Consider the following 15297-nt stretch of genomic DNA (forward strand, 5'->3'; position numbering starts at 1 on the left):
CCGGCGTCATCGCACCTCGACCGTCCGCGGCCCGGAACGGGAGCGTCAGCCGACGCGGTCGATGACCAGGGGCTGGGAGGTGTACGACGTCCCGGGCGCCGCCACCTCGTAGCCACCCTCCAACACAGCCAACGCCCGCTCGAAGCGCTCCGGAGTATCGGTGTGCAACGTGAACAACGGCTCCCCCGCACGAACCCGGTCACCGGGGCGGACGTGCCACACCACGCCCGCACCCGCCTGCACCGGATCCTCCTTGCGCTCGCGCCCAGCGCCCAGCCGCCACGCGGCGATACCGACCGACAACGCGTCCAGCCGGGTCAGCACCCCATCAGCCTCGGCAGTGACGACATGCTGCTCCCGCGCGACCGGCAACGCCGCATCCGGATCACCACCCTGCGCCGAGATCATCGCCCGCCAGACATCCATCGCCGACCCGTCCGCCAACCTCTCCGCCGGGTCCACATCCTCCCGGCCCGCACCCGCCAGCATCTCCCGCGCCAACGCCACCGTCAGCTCCACCACATCCGCCGGACCACCACCCGCGAGCACCTCCACCGACTCCGCAACCTCGACCGCATTCCCAGCCGTGAACCCCAACGGGGTCTCCATGTCGGTCAACAACGCGACCGTACGCACCCCCGCATCCACACCCAGCGCGACCATCACCTCAGCCAACTCCCGCGCCCGGTCCACGTCCTTCATGAACGCGCCACTGCCGACCTTCACATCCAGCACCAACGCACCCGTACCCTCCGCGATCTTCTTGCTCATGATCGACGAGGCGATCAACGGGATCGCCTCCACCGTCCCGGTCACATCCCGCAGGGCGTACAACTTCCTGTCCGCCGGCGCCAGCCCCTCGCCCGCCGCACAGACCACCGCACCCACCGACTCCAACTGCGCCAACATCTCCTCGTTCGACAACAACGCCCGCCACCCCGAGATCGACTCCAGCTTGTCCAACGTCCCACCCGTGTGGCCCAGACCCCGCCCCGACAACTGCGGCACCGCCACCCCACACGCCGCGACCAACGGAGCCAACGGCAACGTGATCTTGTCCCCCACACCCCCCGTGGAGTGCTTGTCCGCCGTCGGCCGCGACAACGCCGAGAAATCCATCCGCACCCCCGAAGCGATCATCGCCCCCGTCCAGTCCCCGATCTCCCGACGATCCATCCCGTTCAACAAGATCGCCATCAACAACGACGACATCTGCTCATCCGCGACCACGCCCCGCGTATAGGCATCCACCATCCAGTCGATCTGACTCGTCGACAAACTGCCGCGGTCACGCTTGGTCAGGATCACCTCGACGGCGTCATGTGCTGGGGACATCGGTGCTCCTAGGCGAAGTGGGCGAGATGGCGGGCGGAGATGAGCTCGGCGACCTGAGCGAGGTCGGTGACGACCGCGTCGGCGCCCGCGGCGGCGAGGCGATCGGCCTTGGCGGCATCGGCGGCGAAGCCGACGGCGAAGCCGCCTGCCCGGCGGCCTTCGACGACGTCGTACGCGGTGTCGCCGACGAACACCACCGGACCACTCGCCGACAGTCGCTCGAGGACGGCGCTCTTCGGGTGGGCATGGCCGACGACGGACGTGACCCGGACCTCGGGCAGCAGCGCGGCCAGGTCCGCGGTGACCACCCGTGGGTCGGCTCCCGACACGATGTGGATGCTCACGTCGTTCCGCATCGCCCAGGTCAGCAGGTCGCGGGCCCCGGGGCCGAGTCGCGGCGGTGCCGCGGCGAGCATCCCCTCGTTCCACCGGGCGACCGCCCGGGCGAGAGCGTGATCCCGGACGCCCTGACGGCTGAAGAACGATGACAGGGGCAGCGTGAAGTCCCGGCGGAAGTCCTGGACGGTCCTGAGCCGGTCGACGTCGACGCCGAGCTCGGCGAGGACGGAGACGCTGACCTCGCGGGCGCGCTCGTCGTCATCGACGACCGTGCCGTTCCAGTCGAGGCACAGGACCGGGCGACCGCCGGCTGCCGGGGGAAGGCGGGTCCATCCCGCATCGCTCCACTCCCAGCGGCTGACGCTCGGGGCCAGGACTGGGGAGGTGCTCGCCTCGCTCTCGCCCGACGGCGGCAGCGACAGCCGGCGTACGACGACGTCGGTCGACTCCCCGTCGCTGCTCGGCGTCAGGTCGACGAAGGTCACCTCGTGCGGCACCTCGACGAGCGCGCCGACCGAGAGCTGGAGAGCGGAGCCGACCGCGTGCTCGACGCGGGCGTGCAGGTGCCCGTTGAGCACGAGCGTCGGCGCCGGGCGGTCCGTCAGGTCCGGAGGCACCGCGTCGTGGTTGCGGAGGGTGCCGGCGTCGCGAACGCCGGCGCCCGCGAGCCGCTCCGTGACGTCGAGGACCGGGTAGTGACTCGCGAGGACGACGAGCCCGGCCGGCCAGCTCGAGGGGTCGGGGAGGACGCCGACGCAGGTGCGGCCGCCGTCGTCGCTCCACACCGTGAGGCCGCACAGGCCGAAGCCGGCGTGTCTCTCGAGGGTCGAGCCCGCGAGAGACAGGTCCGCAGCGGGATCGGCGACCTCCGCTTCGAACGACTCGTTGTCCCGGGCCCGGTCGTGATTGCCCGGCACCACGCGGACCGGTCCGGGGAAGACCGACAGCGCAGCGCGGACGTCGCGCAGCGAAGCCTGGTCTCCCAGATCGGCCAGGTCCCCGAGAGCGAGCAGCAGGACGGCCCGCTGGGCGGTCGCAGCCCGGACGGCGGACGCGAGAATGGCGGGGGCCTCGTCGTAGCGGAGCCGGTTGTGCCACACGGCTTCGCCGCGGCCGCCGAGGTGCGCGTCGCTGAGCACGGCGATGCGGACGGTGCCCGGTCCGGGTGGAGGCATCGGGACGGGCTGCGTCACCTCTGCAGCACCTCCGCGACAGGGGCGCTGGCATGCACGTCGGACGGGTGGGTGCGGAGCTCTGCCCCTGCTCCGTCGAGGAGCCTCGCCGCGAAGCGCGAGGTCACCAGTCGGCGCGGTGAGTCGCTTTCCTGAGCGATGCCGGCACGCCCCCGGGCCCAGTTCCACCACACCGCATCGCCTTCCGTGTTCGCGAAGTCGGTCATGCGGTCGTGCGCGGCCAGGAGCCTCTCCCACCGACCGGCGCCGAGCTCGATCAGTACGAGCGTGTCGTCGAACGGGAAGAGGCGCCGCAGATCGAGCTCGGAGATGTCACCGGCGAGGAGGGCGGCGACCGTCCCGTCGATCGGCGGCTGGGTCCACAGCTCGCAGGCGGGCACGATCGCCGCGTCGGCGTCCGCGACCCGGTCCAGCCATGCCCGGGCGATGAAGTCGCCCAGGTCGTTGGCCTCGCCCGGTCGCATCGTCAACGTCTCGCGGAGGTGACCGATCGTGGTGCCCTGCCAGCGCCGCAGCTGTTCCTGGAGCAGGGCCCGAGGGCCGGTCCCGGGCGTCGGGTCCGAGCCGGCGGCCGGCGTCCGCAGCACGTGCGGCGCATGGACCCGAGCGGCGCCGTCGGCGGGCAGATCGACGACCAGCACCGAGCCGGCGAAGCCATGTCCGTGACCTGCCGGTACGCCGTGCAGGACTCCGCTCCAGCCGGTGAGGGTGTGGCCGCCGAGGATCAGGTCGAACGAGGCTGCGACCGCCGAGGTCTCCGTCTCCCACCGGCCGGTGCGCGTGCCGGTCGCGGTCCAGGTGACGCCGTTGTGCCAGAGGGCGACGACCCAACGGGCGCCGGCGCGCCTCAGTGACGTCGCCTCGAGCGCAACGGCCTGCATCCAGTCGGAGCGACGTTCAGGTGCGTGGCCGAGCAGCTCGGAGGAAGGGTGGCTGATCCCGATGACGCCGACACCGCCGGCGGGGGTGCTGAGCAAGGTGCTCGGGGGAGCTCGGTGCCTCGGTCGGCGCAGAGCACGGGGAACGCGAGCACCCGGCCGAGATCGGGAAGGAGGCCGGGGTCGTCGAACTCGTGGTTGCCGGCCGCGGCGGCGGCGATGGGCACGTCCGCGAACGCCGGCGGCCAGTCGTCGCGGAGCAGGCCACGCGCCGCTCCCCCGCTGAGGTCCCCGCCGTCGAGCCACAGCACCGGACCGTCCAGGCGTTCCCGGTCGAGCAGCTGCTCGAGGTACGGGATGCAGCCGGTGCGGCCGTAGGTGGTCGCCAACGGCTCGAACGTCGCGAGGAGGTCGTTGGTCGCCAGGATCCGCAGGGCGGTCCCGGGGCGACGGACGGGCAGCGACGTCGGGACGGACTGCCGGGCGGTCGATCGGGTCACAGGCGATCCGCCTCCTGGGAGGAGATCGACAGGTCCGCGGTCAGCGACGGCTGGGGCGGCTGGGGCGGCTCGTCGGGACCTCCTGCCGTCGGGGTCGCCGCCGGCCGGCGGCGTCGGAGGAGCTCCTGGCCGCGAGCCACGAGGACGAGGAGGACGATCACGGCGGCGTACGGGACGACGGCCGACAGCTCCGTGGGCAGGTGGAGCGCCTGGAGATTGACGCCGACCGCGTCGAAGGCGGCGAAGGCGAACGCGAGCGGGATGAGCAGACCGCAGCGGCTGCCGGCCACGAAGATGAGCGTCAGAGCGACGAAGCCGCGGCCCGAGGTCATGTCCGGGGTGAACTGCGCAGTGCCGGACAACGCGAGCTGCGCACCGCCGAGACCGATGAGAGCGCCTCCGACGATCAGTGCGATCGCTTGGGTACGGCGCACGTCGAACCCCTGCGCCTGGACGACATCCGGGCGAGTGCCGGTCGCTCTCAGGACGACGCCGGACCGCCAGTTGTTGATCCACCACGTCGTCGCCACGGCGGCCCCGATGGCCACATAGACCAGCACGGTCTGGGAGCCGAGGAGCTGACCCAGCCACGGCAGTCCCTGGTCCCAGTGTGCGCCGACGTGGGGCAGGGGGCTGAGCGAGGGAGTCGTGATGGTGCCGGCCGTTCCGTACAGGATGCCGGTGAGGACGGCCGTGCCCCCGCTGACCGCGAAGTTGAGCGCGATGCCGATGACGTAGAGGTTCGCGCGAAGGCCGAGCGCCAGGAGGGCCAGGAGACCGGCGAGAGCCGCTCCGGTGGCCATGCCCGCCAGCACGCCGACCCACGGGCTGCCGCCGGTCTTGGCGGCGACCAGGATCGCTCCGTAGCAGCCGGCGAGCATGATGCCTTCGGCGCCGAGGTTCAGCGCTCCCGCCCGGTACGGCAGGTAGACGCCGAGGGCGACGAAGAGGAGGGCTGCTCCCCCACGCAGGGTGGAGGTCCACAGATCGGCGCCGAGCAGCAGGTCAGTCACGAGAGGTCTCCTGGGGACGACGACGGGGACGGGTCGGCTCCGAGCGCGCTCGGAGCGCGACCGCGGCGGCGATGATGACGACGCCCTGCAGCAGGGAGCCGAGACCGGCGCTGACACCGAGGTCCCGCTGGATGCCGACGAAGCCGGTGGAGAGGACCGCCAGCATCGTGGCCATCGGCAGCACGGCGACGACGCCGGAGGTGACGAGGATGGCCGCGGTGAGGCCGCTCCAGGCGATCGAGGCCGAACCACCGAAGGCGCCGTCCTGGTAGCGGTGGAAGACGCCGAGGACCTGGACCGCGCCGGCGAGACCGCAGATGCCGCCCGAGACCGAGAGCACCTGTCGCTCGAAGACGGTCGGGCTGACCCCGTTGAGCTCGGCGGCGACCGGGTTCAGCCCGAACATCCGCGTGCGGTGACCCCACTGGTGGCGGCGGTAAACGACCGCCACGACGATGAACGCCGCGAGCGCGACGAAGATGCCGACGTGGAAGCTGGTGCGCTGCAGGACGAGCGGCAGCCACGCATGTTCGGGGACCTGACGCGTGGCGATGACGCTGAAGGCGTCGGGGTCCTGGAAGGTCGTGCGGACCAGCAGACGGGCGAGCCCGTCAGCGAGGTAGTTGGCGACCAGGCTCAGCACGATCAGGTCGAGCCCGGTGAGCCGGGTCAGGGCATGCGTGACCACCGACCATGCGGCGCCTGCCGCGACGCCTGCCGCCATCGTCACGACGATGACCAGCAGGCCGGGCCCGGGACAGGCCGGGGCGACGATGCCCGCAGCCGCCGCCCCGAAGACGTACTGACCGATCTGGCCGACGTCGAACAGCCCCGCCCTGAAGGCAACGGTCGCGGCGACGGCGATGAACAGGATGGGCGTCAGCTTCCCGACGGTGGCGCCGATCGCGGTCGGTCCTCCGACGACGCCGGTGAGGAACGCGTCGAGCGCCGGCACGACCGCCGCAGGGCCTTGCAGGAGGACGACCAGCAGGCCGACCAGCACCAGGCCCGAGAGGGTGACCGAGGTGATGGCGCGGGCGAAGTTCAGCGGAGACATCAGGCTGTCGCTCCTCGATCGATGCCGCCCAGCAGCTCGCCCAATCTGCCCACGCTGAGCTCTTCTGCGGGAAAGGACTGGCTCAGGTCGCCGTTGTAGAGCACGTGGACGCGGTCGCTGAGCTCGAGGAGCTCGTCGAGGTCGCTGGTGAGCAGCACCACGCCGCCTCCCCCTTCCGCGAACCGGTCGAGACGGCGCCGGATCTGGGCCGCCGCCGCGAAGTCGACGCCCCGCGTCGGCTCATGGGCGATCAGCACGCTCGCGTCGTGGGCGAGCTCGCGGGCCACGACGAACTTCTGGAGGTTGCCACCGCTGAGCTCCCCGGCCAACTGGTCGTGCCCGGTCGCGACGACGCCGTAGTCCCTCAGACAGTCGTCGGTGCGCTCATCGACCTCGGATCGTTCGAGCCAGCCACCGCGACGGGTGTAGCGAGGGTCGACCCGGGCCGTGAGCAGGTTGTCGGCCAGCGTGGCCTCGGCTGCGACCGCGGCCTGCTTCACGTTGCTCGGGACCAGACGCACGCCCTTCCGGCGGCGGCGCCACGGCGAGAGGGAGGTGACGTCACGCCCGTCGAGCAGCACCGGCGCGAACGCGCCGTGGCGTCGCAGCCCGGTGAGCGTGGCGACGAGCTCGTCCTGCCCGTTGCCGGCGACCCCCGCGATGCCGACGATCTCACCCTCGGCGACGGCGAGTGCGGAGCCGGCGCGCAGCCTCATCCGGTTGTGGCGGGTGCCGTCGTGATCGCCGCGTGCCCGGCCGCGATCCCCGCGGTGCGACCGCCCTCGCCCCGGGTCGACCGCGGCGGTCTTGGAGGTCATGGCGCGGCCGAGCTCGGCGAGGTCGAACGGGGGCTCGTCGAAGGTCGCAACCGTCTCGCCGCGTGCCAGGACGCTGACCCGATCGCAGAAGGCAGCGACCTCACGCAGCTTGTGGCTGATGAACACCGCGCTCACGCCGGTGGGGGTCAGCCCCCGGATCATCTCGAAGAGGCCGTCGACCTCATGCGGTGTCAGGTACGTCGTCGGCTCGTCGAGCAGCAGGCAGCGGGCGCCGCGGTGGATGACCGAGAGGATCTCCACGCGCTGCTGGAGGGAGACCGGCAGCCGGTCGGCCTGCGTGTCCAGCGGCACCTCCAGGCCGGTGGAGTCCATGAGCTCGGTGACCTCACGCCTGAGTCGCCGCCAGTCGACCCGACCTCCCGCCGGAGCAGCGAGAGCGATCTGCTCGATGACGGTCAGGCCCGGCACGGTCGAGAGCTGCTGTCTGACCAGGCCGACGGCGGTGTCGACGCTCACCTCCCCGGCGTCGGCGGCGATCTCCCCCGCGATGATGCGCATGAGCGTGCTCTTCCCGGCGCCGTTCTCACCGACGAGGGCGAGGATCTCGCCCTCGTCGACGGCGAGGTCGGCACGGGTCAGGGCAGGGACGCTGCCGAACCGTCGGGCGACGGCCCGGCACCGGACCACGGTCGAGCCGGGCCGCTGCGTGGTGTGGCGCTGCGATGTCATGCGCTCGGGACGTCGACCTTGCCGCTGACGACGTCGTCGTAGGCCTTCTTGCCCGCCTCGACGACATGGGCGGGCAGCTGGTAGTCGTCGGTGCCGTCGTCGGTGATGTACGGGATCGAGAAGACGCCGTCGGCGAGGCCGAGCTCGTTGGACCCGGCCGTCGCCGTACCTTCGACGAACTGCGCGATGGCGAACCGGGCCTCCTCGTCGGCCGCCTCCGCGGCGATGAACGCCACGGCGGGATCACGGTCCTTGGCCGCCGCATAGTCGGACAGGTCGCTGGCCACGACCTGATAGCCCTTGTCGTCGGCCTGGAAGTACACCTCGAGGTTCGACCCGGCGGCCGAGTAGATGACGTCGGCGCCCCGGGTGGTCTGGGAGCGGGCGACGGCAGCGGCCTTCGCCGCGTCGGAGAAGCTGCCCACCGCGTTCTCGAGGACCTCGACCGAGGGATCGACCGACTGGGCGCCTGCCTTGAAGCCGGCGCTGAACCGCTTGAGGGGCGGCGAGTCGTCGCCCAGGACCACGCCGAGGACGCCCGACTCGCTCATCGCCGCGGACATGGCGCCGGCGACGTAGGTGCCCTGCTCGTTGGCCGGGCTGTAGTTGTAGACGTTGTCGCCCTCGGCCGCGCCGCTGAGGATGAAGAACTTCTGGTCCGGATAGTCGCGAGCGACCTCGGTGACGATCTCGCCGACGGCGAAGAACGCCGTACCGATCGCCTCGTAGCAACCCTTGTCGGCGGCGGCCCGGAGATTGTCGGCGACCTGGGCCAGGCCGGTGCCGTCGACGATGTCGATGTCGACGCCCTCGTCCTTCTCGGCCAGTTCGAGACCGCGCTGGATCGTCTGCTGCGCGGTGTTGCTGGCGGTCGGCTGCTCGAACACGAACGCGTAGCCGCAGTCACCGCCGGACGCGCTGTCGGGGTCGCCGCAGGCGGCGAGGGCGGCGACGCCCACGAGGGCGGCCGCTGCCGCGGCCGGGGCTCGTCGAGCCGACCGTGCGCGCAGGTGGATGCTGATGGACATGTGGTTGCTCCCTCGGGTAGCTGGATCCGAGACGGGTGGGTGGTTCGTGGTCGGTGGACCGTCAGAGCTGATGCTCGGTGGCGATGTCGTGGCCGCGCTCGATGTGCGCGAGGGTGGCCGGGTCCGCATGGACGGACAGGTCGACGAAGAGGGCGTCGACGATGGCCAGGTGGGCGAGCCGGCTCGCCATCGCCTCGACGCGGACCCCGGTCCCCTCGCCACCGGTGACGAGCGCGTGGGTGGCGAGCTGGGTCAGGGGGGAGCGGGCGAAGCTGGTGATCGCGACGACGTCGGCACCGCGGTCGGCGGCGGTCTGGGCACTGGCGAGCGTCTCGCGCGTCGCACCGGTGTGGCTGATCACCAGCGCGACGTCACCGGCGGACAACAGGCCGGCCGACAGGTGCTGGGTGAGGCTGTCGACGGGTGCGTCGACGGTGAGACCGAGCAACCGCAGCCGGTAGGCGGCGTCCTGGGCGATCGGGCTGGACGGTCCGACGCCGATCAGAAGGATCCGACGTGCCTGACGCAGCGCGCGGCTGGTTGCGGCGAAGGCGGCTCGGTCGAGGGTGGAGAGGCTGCCGCGCAGGACGCCGGCGCTGGAGCTGACGACCTTCTCCAGCACGTCGCCGCTCTCGTCCGCCGGCACGACCTGGTCGAAGTCGTCGGGCGACCCCGGTGCGGCAGCCGTCGCGACGAGCTGGCGCTTCGCGTCGTGGTAGCCGCGGAAGCCCATGCGCTGACACGCTCGCACGACCGTGGACTCCGAGGTGCCCGCGAGCTCGGCCACATCGCTGACGCTCAGCACCCCGACCCTCTCGCCGCGCTCCAGCAGGACCGTCGCCACCCGCGCATCACTGCGCCGCAGGGTCGCCAGGACGCCACGGATCCGCTCCACCGCGGTCGCCTCCGCTGCCGCGGATGCCGCGTCGTCCGGGAGGTTCTCGCCGACTGCCTCGCTCGCCGTCATACCGTCTCCACTCTTGCAAGGAATCTTGCCTTTGATGCACTCTTAGGCAAGAAGAGTTGCTTGAAGGAGCGCCCGCGTCAAGAGGCGGGCGGCAAGTTTCCTCATCGTTCACACGCAGTACGCGGAAGGTGGTCGCAGGTGGAGTCGTGGGAGATGGTCATGCGCCTGGGGGTCGCGGCGGCCGCCGGACTCGCGCTGGGCCTCGAGCGACAGCGCGGGGCGCATCCCGCCGGGGCGCGCACCCATCTGCTCGTCGCGGTGGGTGCCTGCCTCTTCACGCTGGGCGGTGCCTACGGATTCCTCGACATCGACCGCGTGACCCCTTGGGACCCGGCGCGCATCGCGGCCCAGGTCGCCTCCGGCATCGGGTTCATCGGCGCCGGCGCGATCTTGCAGGACGGCACCTCCACGCGCGGCCTGACGACCGCCGCGACGCTGTGGATCAGCGGCGCACTGGGGGTGTGCATCGGCGCCGGACTCATCGTGGAGACCCTGGCCGCCGAGGCCATCGTGATCGTCGCGCTGACCGCACTCACCGCGCTCAACGATCGGCGTACGCGGGCGCGCACCGTGCGCATGCGGCTGTCCGTCACCGCCCACGGGCAGCTGGTCCCGCAGCCCTTCTGGTCCGAGCTGATGACTCTCACCGGGGAGGTCGAGGAGGTACGCCGCGGCATCACGCACGAGGCAGGGCACCCGGACGACGTGGTCGAGGTGGTCTTCACCCGGCGGGCGAGTCCCCAGCAGGAGGACCTGCTCCAATTCGTGGAGCCCCTCATGCTGCTCCCGACCGTGCGCGCGGTCGACCTCCAGCGGGTCGACTGATCCCCCGCCCCGCCGGCCAGGAATGCGCGCAGCGTGTCCGCGTCGACGAACCGGTGGGAGCGCATGCCCAGCGCGGCGGCCGCATCGACGTTGCTGGGCGTGTCGTCGACGAACACGCACTCGCGCGGCTGCGCGCCCGCCGCCCGGCAGGCGGCGAGGAACGCTGCCGGGTCCGGCTTCGCGACGCCCAGGGCCGCCGTACCGACGACGACGTCCAGCTCCTCCTCCAGTCGCAGGCGTCGGAGGTCGGCGGCCAGGCGGGTGGTGGCGTTGGTCAGCAGGGCGACCGTGGCGCCTCGGCTCCTCAGCTCCCTCACGATCTCGAGGACCTCCGGCACCACCGCGCCGGCCGGCTCCGACCAGTCGCGGACCACCAGCTCCGCGGCCGATCCGTGGCGGGCAGCCAGTCGCCGACCGATCTCGGCGCGCCACTGCTCGTCGGCCACCCGTCCGGTGACCGCCTCGCGCAGCAGATCGGCGTCCCGGAAGGCGACCGCCGCCAGGCTTCCCGCCGGAAGGCCGTGACGACGCTCCGCACCGGCGACGATCTCGGGATCCCAGTACCGGAGCACGCCGTCGAGATCGATGACGACCACGCGCGCGGTCACCGCCCCGGGCTCGATTCGATCACGCCCGACTACTCGATCGCGCCTCGATCGCGCCGCGGACGATCTCCGCGACCCGCTGCTCGGTGACCTCGTCCAGCTCCTCGACGTACCACGCCGCGGGGATCAGCAGCCCGTCCCTGCCCCCGGCCGGCTCGAGCCTGGCCTTCTCGCTCACGCCGAGGCTCATCCGCTCGTCGTTGCGGAAGAACACGAGGACCGGGCTGCTCGCCGACGTGGCATAGCCGGGCATCCCGTACCAGATGCGCGGCTTGAGCTCGGGCGCCGCGGCGACGATCACGTCGTGCATGCGCTGCATGACGGCCCGTGCCGGCTCGTCCATGCCCGCGATCTTGTCGAGGACCTGCTGGAGGTTCCTGTCGTCCTTGGTGGCCACGATCATGTCCTTTCGTCAGTGAGACCGGCGCGCCGGAAGGCGCAGCACCCCACTCGGACATGTCCTGATCTGCTCAGGTCTCTCCGCAATGATTCAGGCGATCACTCGCCTGGAAGCGCAGTAGGTGGCGCGTCTGATCGCCACGCCGTTCACGCTAGCACGCGGTCACACGTTGAAGCGGAACTCCACGATGTTCGCGTCGGCAGTCTCGAAGGTCGGGGCTACTCGATGTGTCGTGCAGATGGCGCACTGCCCTTGACCTTCACCGGCCTACGAAGGCTCTTCGCCTCTCACCACTTCGGCCTGTGTCACCCATCGCGCGAACAGGCTCCATGCCGCCAGCGTCTCCAACGCCTCTTGTTCGGTCAGGTCGTCCGCACCTACGTGGTTCAGTGGGTTCCGAACACCAGAAAACAGACCCTGCCCGAGCATGATCGCTCCGATGTGCCGGTCCTTGAACAAGTCCGGGTTCGACTCGTCGCACAGACGCAGACGCACCTTCCCGGGCTCGGGGGGTGATGTGCCGAACACCTCCTGCACCAACTTCGTCTCTCCGAGGTCAGGACGCTCAGCCTTCGCTTTCAACTGGGTGTTGACGTTGATCGCGGCAGCCCAGACAGCGGCGTCATGGTTGTCGCTCTCCCAGTGCGGTCGGGCAGCGTCCCAGACCCACGGATGGAGCGTGTCAGCCGCCAGGGCCGGGCCGGGCGACAACAAGCCCAGACGCTCTCGGACCTCGTAGCCTTCCTCTAGCTCGAAGATGAGCGAGCGCACGTCTCCGGCTTCCAGGGTCCAGCGGTAGCCGTTGTTCCACTTCTCCCAGACAGTGTCGGCAACAAGGCGGACCCGGTTCCCAACGCGGTTGCGCTCTTCCTTCGTGCCTCGGGCACGTGTCTTCGGCCCGTGCGGTTCGCGCTCATCGTCGGGAATCGGCACGCGCTCCTGTAGCCGAAGCCACTCCCGGCACTGCTCGATTGCCCACTCGGTATCCACGTCTACGATTCTCGCAGCGAGCACCGACAAGCTCCGACACTTCGGGAAGAAGGAACTCAGGGTCCGACTCTTCCCGACCTCGTGGGCCGGGTCTGCGCCACCGGGTAGGCTCATCCGGCGGCCGGACCATGTCCGGCTTGCGTACCGCCGGATGAGCCTACCCGGTGGCGCAAGCCCAAAAAAAGACCCGGCCCACGAGGGGCCGGGTGAGTAACTGAGTGAAGAGTAGCGCGCCTACGCACACGCGTCCAAGTACACCCACATCTGTGCGTGTCTGCTACGTCACCAACCCCGTGGCTTCGTGTACGTTCCGGCCGGGTCTGGCAACTGGTTCGACAGGTAGGTGGGCGGCTTCAGCTTCCACCACCAGTGGTTGCCGACTCCGTCGGACTTTTTTCCAGTGAGGTCACCTGCGGTGTAGCCATCACGGGGGTTGATCAGACCAACAGGGACACGGTTGCGTACTTCCTTAATCGGGAACGCCAAGTCGCTGTCGTTCGACACGACCACCGCCGCGTCAACGACTCCGGATGTCACATCGAAGATCAGGTGCGAAGCAACGTTGACATCACTGCCCTTCTCCTCAAGGTGCAAGTAGCTGACCATGAACTCAGCGTCGGGCACTTTCCGTCCGCTCGCGTCTCGGACCATCACCGGCCAGTTCGAGGTAGTCAGCACTGGCCGACGAGTCGCCGGATCTTGGGTGGCAAGCAGGCCGTTCTTAACCCTGGCGACGTAGTTGCCGTACTCGATGTGGTCCACGGAGTTCGTTGCCAGGAGTGCCTTCAGGTAGACGTCCTGATCCTGATGCGCGGATGGGTTGGTAACTGCATCCACACGTGCCGTGCAGTAGACGATCCGCTCGATCGATGCGTTGGGCCACTGACCTTGCCTCGCGATGACGTCAGCCACGAGCGATCGCACGTCGATCCACCGCCACCCTGCTGTGCCGCGTCCACACTGGGACCGACCTCCGTAGTAGAGGTTGTAGCCATCCACGTATACGCCGACTCGCATGCGCTGAAGGATAGGTGCAACTGAGTCGCCCTATGCATGTGTAGACGTCACTGAGCAAAGGAAGCAACATGCTGTGTCCCAGCATGTCGTTCGCGATTCCGGCAGTGGAGAGACGAGGCGTTCGTTAGGTGCTGGCGCGCAGACTTGACGGTGCGAGTGGGGACGGGCTGCCAAGCGGCCACCTCGGGTACCGCAGGCGCTGGCAAGTAAGAGTCCCCGGGAGTGGTGGGGTTTGAGGGACCAGCGGCGAGGCGTCAGCACGTAGGCGGCCATCGGCGGGATCTTCGGTGTGAACGACCAAGAACACACTGAAGAAGGAGTCCCTCCGATGGCCTTGCCCCAGTCTGCCCTGTCCGAGATCCTCGACGCGTTTCGTGCCGGTGATGGTGTCGACCTGATCCGTGAATCGGTCCGTGTCGCGCTCCAGGAGCTGATCGAACTCGAAGCGACCGAACGGATCGGCGCCGCGCCCTACGAGCGCACCGAGGACCGCACCAACGAGCGCAACGGCCACCGGACGCGGCCGTTGACCACCAAGGCCGGCGACGTCGAGCTGCGGATCCCCAAGCTCCGCAAGGGATCGTTCTTCCCGATCATCCTCGAACCCCGCCGCCGCATCGACCAGGCGCTCTACGCGGTGGTGATGGAGTGCTACGTCCACGGCATCTCCACGCGCAGCGTCGACGACCTGGTCGAAGCGATGGGCGGCTCCGGGATCTCCAAGTCCGAGGTCTCCAGGATCTGCGCCAACCTCGACGAGACCGTCGGCGCGTTCCGCACCCGCACCCTGGACCACGTCGAGTTCCCCTACATCTACCTCGACGCGACCTACCTCCACGTCCGCAACAAGCCCGGCAAGGGTGGCCAAGTCGTGTCCATGGCCGTGGTCGTCGCGACCGGCGTTACCGCCCGTGGGGACAGGGAGATCCTCGGACTGGACGTCGGCGACAGCGAGGACGAGACGTTCTGGCGAGCGTTCCTGCTCAGCCTCAAGCAGCGAGGTCTGGGCGGGGTACAACTGGTGATCAGCGACCAGCACTCCGGGCTAGTCGCAGCCCTGTCCCGAGCGTTCCAGGGCGTCGCGCACCAACGGTGTCGTGTCCACTTCGCCCGCAACCTCCTCGCCCACGTCCCCAAGGGTCAGGCCGACTACGTCGCCGCAGCGTTCCGGATGATCTTCGCCCAAGCCAAGCCAGCCGACATCGACGCGGCCTGGGACCGCACCCGTGAGGAGTTCGCCCTCAGGTGGCCCAAGATCGGTCCCTACATGGACGACGCGAAGACCGAGGTCCTCGCCTTCACCGCGTTCCCGCGCGAGCACTGGCGCAAGATCTGGTCGACCAACCCGCTCGAGCGGGTCAACAAGGAGATCAAGCGCCGCTCCCGCGTCGTGGGGATCTTCCCCAACCCCGCTGCGGTCATCAGGCTGGTCGGAGCCGTGCTGATCGACATGCACGACGAGTGGATCGCCGCCGATCGCCGCTACCTGTCTGAAGGCTCGATGGCGAAGCTCTACGAGACCAGCGATACTGACCCCGTCGCCGCCATCGAGGGCAGCGACTCGTAGGCACCGAGGATCACCTCAAAGCCCACCACCCCGCGGGGCTCTGTCCGCTGGCAATGGCGACTCAGGAGCGTCGGG

14 protein-coding genes and 1 pseudogene are annotated in these 15297 nt (G+C 69.9%); 2 read left to right on the forward strand and 13 right to left on the reverse strand.

Going from position 1 to position 15297, the window contains the following annotated elements:
• Positions 1-45: 45 nt before the first annotated feature.
• The 9 genes from FIV44_RS06740 to FIV44_RS06780 all read right to left on the reverse strand — a co-directional run bounded on the left by FIV44_RS06740 (position 46) and on the right by FIV44_RS06780 (position 9818).
• Positions 46-1335 (reverse strand): thymidine phosphorylase, encoded by a 1290-nt coding sequence (locus tag FIV44_RS06740; protein WP_141003781.1) that lies wholly within the window; start codon positions 1333-1335, stop codon positions 46-48.
• 8 nt (positions 1336-1343) lie between these two features.
• A complete protein-coding gene (locus FIV44_RS06745) occupies positions 1344-2867 on the reverse strand; it encodes a metallophosphoesterase (protein ID WP_141003782.1) in 1524 nt (507 codons plus the stop codon).
• Entirely contained in the window at positions 2864-3748 is an 885-nt protein-coding gene (locus FIV44_RS06750; RefSeq protein WP_141003783.1) for a bifunctional UDP-sugar hydrolase/5'-nucleotidase, read from the reverse strand. The genes FIV44_RS06745 and FIV44_RS06750 overlap by 4 nt, the downstream gene beginning before the upstream one ends.
• The gene (locus tag FIV44_RS06755; RefSeq protein ID WP_141003784.1) at positions 3715-4245 is read right to left on the reverse strand and encodes a metallophosphoesterase; all 531 of its coding nucleotides are present in this window, start codon (positions 4243-4245) and stop codon (positions 3715-3717) included. The genes FIV44_RS06750 and FIV44_RS06755 overlap by 34 nt, the downstream gene beginning before the upstream one ends.
• The gene (locus tag FIV44_RS06760; protein WP_181411029.1) at positions 4242-5258 is read right to left on the reverse strand and encodes an ABC transporter permease; all 1017 of its coding nucleotides are present in this window, start codon (positions 5256-5258) and stop codon (positions 4242-4244) included. The genes FIV44_RS06755 and FIV44_RS06760 overlap by 4 nt, the downstream gene beginning before the upstream one ends.
• The gene (locus FIV44_RS06765) at positions 5251-6315 is read right to left on the reverse strand and encodes an ABC transporter permease (RefSeq protein WP_141003786.1); all 1065 of its coding nucleotides are present in this window, start codon (positions 6313-6315) and stop codon (positions 5251-5253) included. The genes FIV44_RS06760 and FIV44_RS06765 overlap by 8 nt, the downstream gene beginning before the upstream one ends.
• Positions 6315-7823: an ABC transporter ATP-binding protein gene (locus tag FIV44_RS06770; RefSeq protein ID WP_141003787.1), complete on the reverse strand. Its 1509-nt coding sequence runs from the start codon at positions 7821-7823 to the stop codon at positions 6315-6317. Before FIV44_RS06770 ends, FIV44_RS06765 begins: the two co-directional genes overlap by 1 nt.
• Positions 7820-8851: a BMP family lipoprotein gene (locus tag FIV44_RS06775; RefSeq protein ID WP_181411030.1), complete on the reverse strand. Its 1032-nt coding sequence runs from the start codon at positions 8849-8851 to the stop codon at positions 7820-7822. Before FIV44_RS06775 ends, FIV44_RS06770 begins: the two co-directional genes overlap by 4 nt.
• 61 nt (positions 8852-8912) lie before the next feature.
• Positions 8913-9818, reverse strand: a complete 906-nt coding sequence (locus tag FIV44_RS06780) for a MurR/RpiR family transcriptional regulator (RefSeq protein ID WP_141003789.1) — start codon at positions 9816-9818, stop codon at positions 8913-8915.
• Between the two features lie 138 nt (positions 9819-9956).
• On the opposite strand from FIV44_RS06780, the gene FIV44_RS06785 reads away from it, so the two are divergent.
• Positions 9957-10643 (forward strand): MgtC/SapB family protein, encoded by a 687-nt coding sequence (locus FIV44_RS06785; protein ID WP_141003790.1) that lies wholly within the window; start codon positions 9957-9959, stop codon positions 10641-10643.
• A 68-nt stretch (positions 10644-10711) separates the two neighbouring features.
• Here FIV44_RS06785 and FIV44_RS33915 read toward each other — a convergent pair.
• The 4 genes and pseudogenes from FIV44_RS33915 to FIV44_RS06805 form a co-directional block, all read right to left on the reverse strand.
• Positions 10712-11251: pseudogene (locus tag FIV44_RS33915) on the reverse strand (HAD-IA family hydrolase); the annotation flags it as partial.
• 19 nt (positions 11252-11270) lie between these two features.
• Positions 11271-11645, reverse strand: a complete 375-nt coding sequence (locus FIV44_RS06795; RefSeq protein ID WP_219996325.1) for a DUF1801 domain-containing protein — start codon at positions 11643-11645, stop codon at positions 11271-11273.
• Between the two features lie 270 nt (positions 11646-11915).
• On the reverse strand, positions 11916-12638 hold the full coding sequence (locus FIV44_RS06800; RefSeq protein ID WP_181411031.1) for a TIGR02391 family protein: 723 nt from the start codon (positions 12636-12638) through the stop codon (positions 11916-11918).
• A 282-nt stretch (positions 12639-12920) separates the two neighbouring features.
• Positions 12921-13550, reverse strand: coding sequence for a PIN domain-containing protein (locus FIV44_RS06805; RefSeq protein WP_219996326.1), 630 nt, complete (start codon positions 13548-13550; stop codon positions 12921-12923).
• A 433-nt stretch (positions 13551-13983) separates the two neighbouring features.
• Between FIV44_RS06805 and FIV44_RS06810 the strand changes: the two genes are divergently transcribed.
• Positions 13984-15222 (forward strand): IS256 family transposase, encoded by a 1239-nt coding sequence (locus tag FIV44_RS06810; RefSeq protein WP_141003212.1) that lies wholly within the window; start codon positions 13984-13986, stop codon positions 15220-15222.
• Positions 15223-15297 lie beyond the last annotated feature (75 nt).

Origin of the sequence: Nocardioides humi (assembly GCF_006494775.1) — a bacterium.
GTDB classification, from domain to species: domain Bacteria; phylum Actinomycetota; class Actinomycetes; order Propionibacteriales; family Nocardioidaceae; genus Nocardioides; species Nocardioides humi.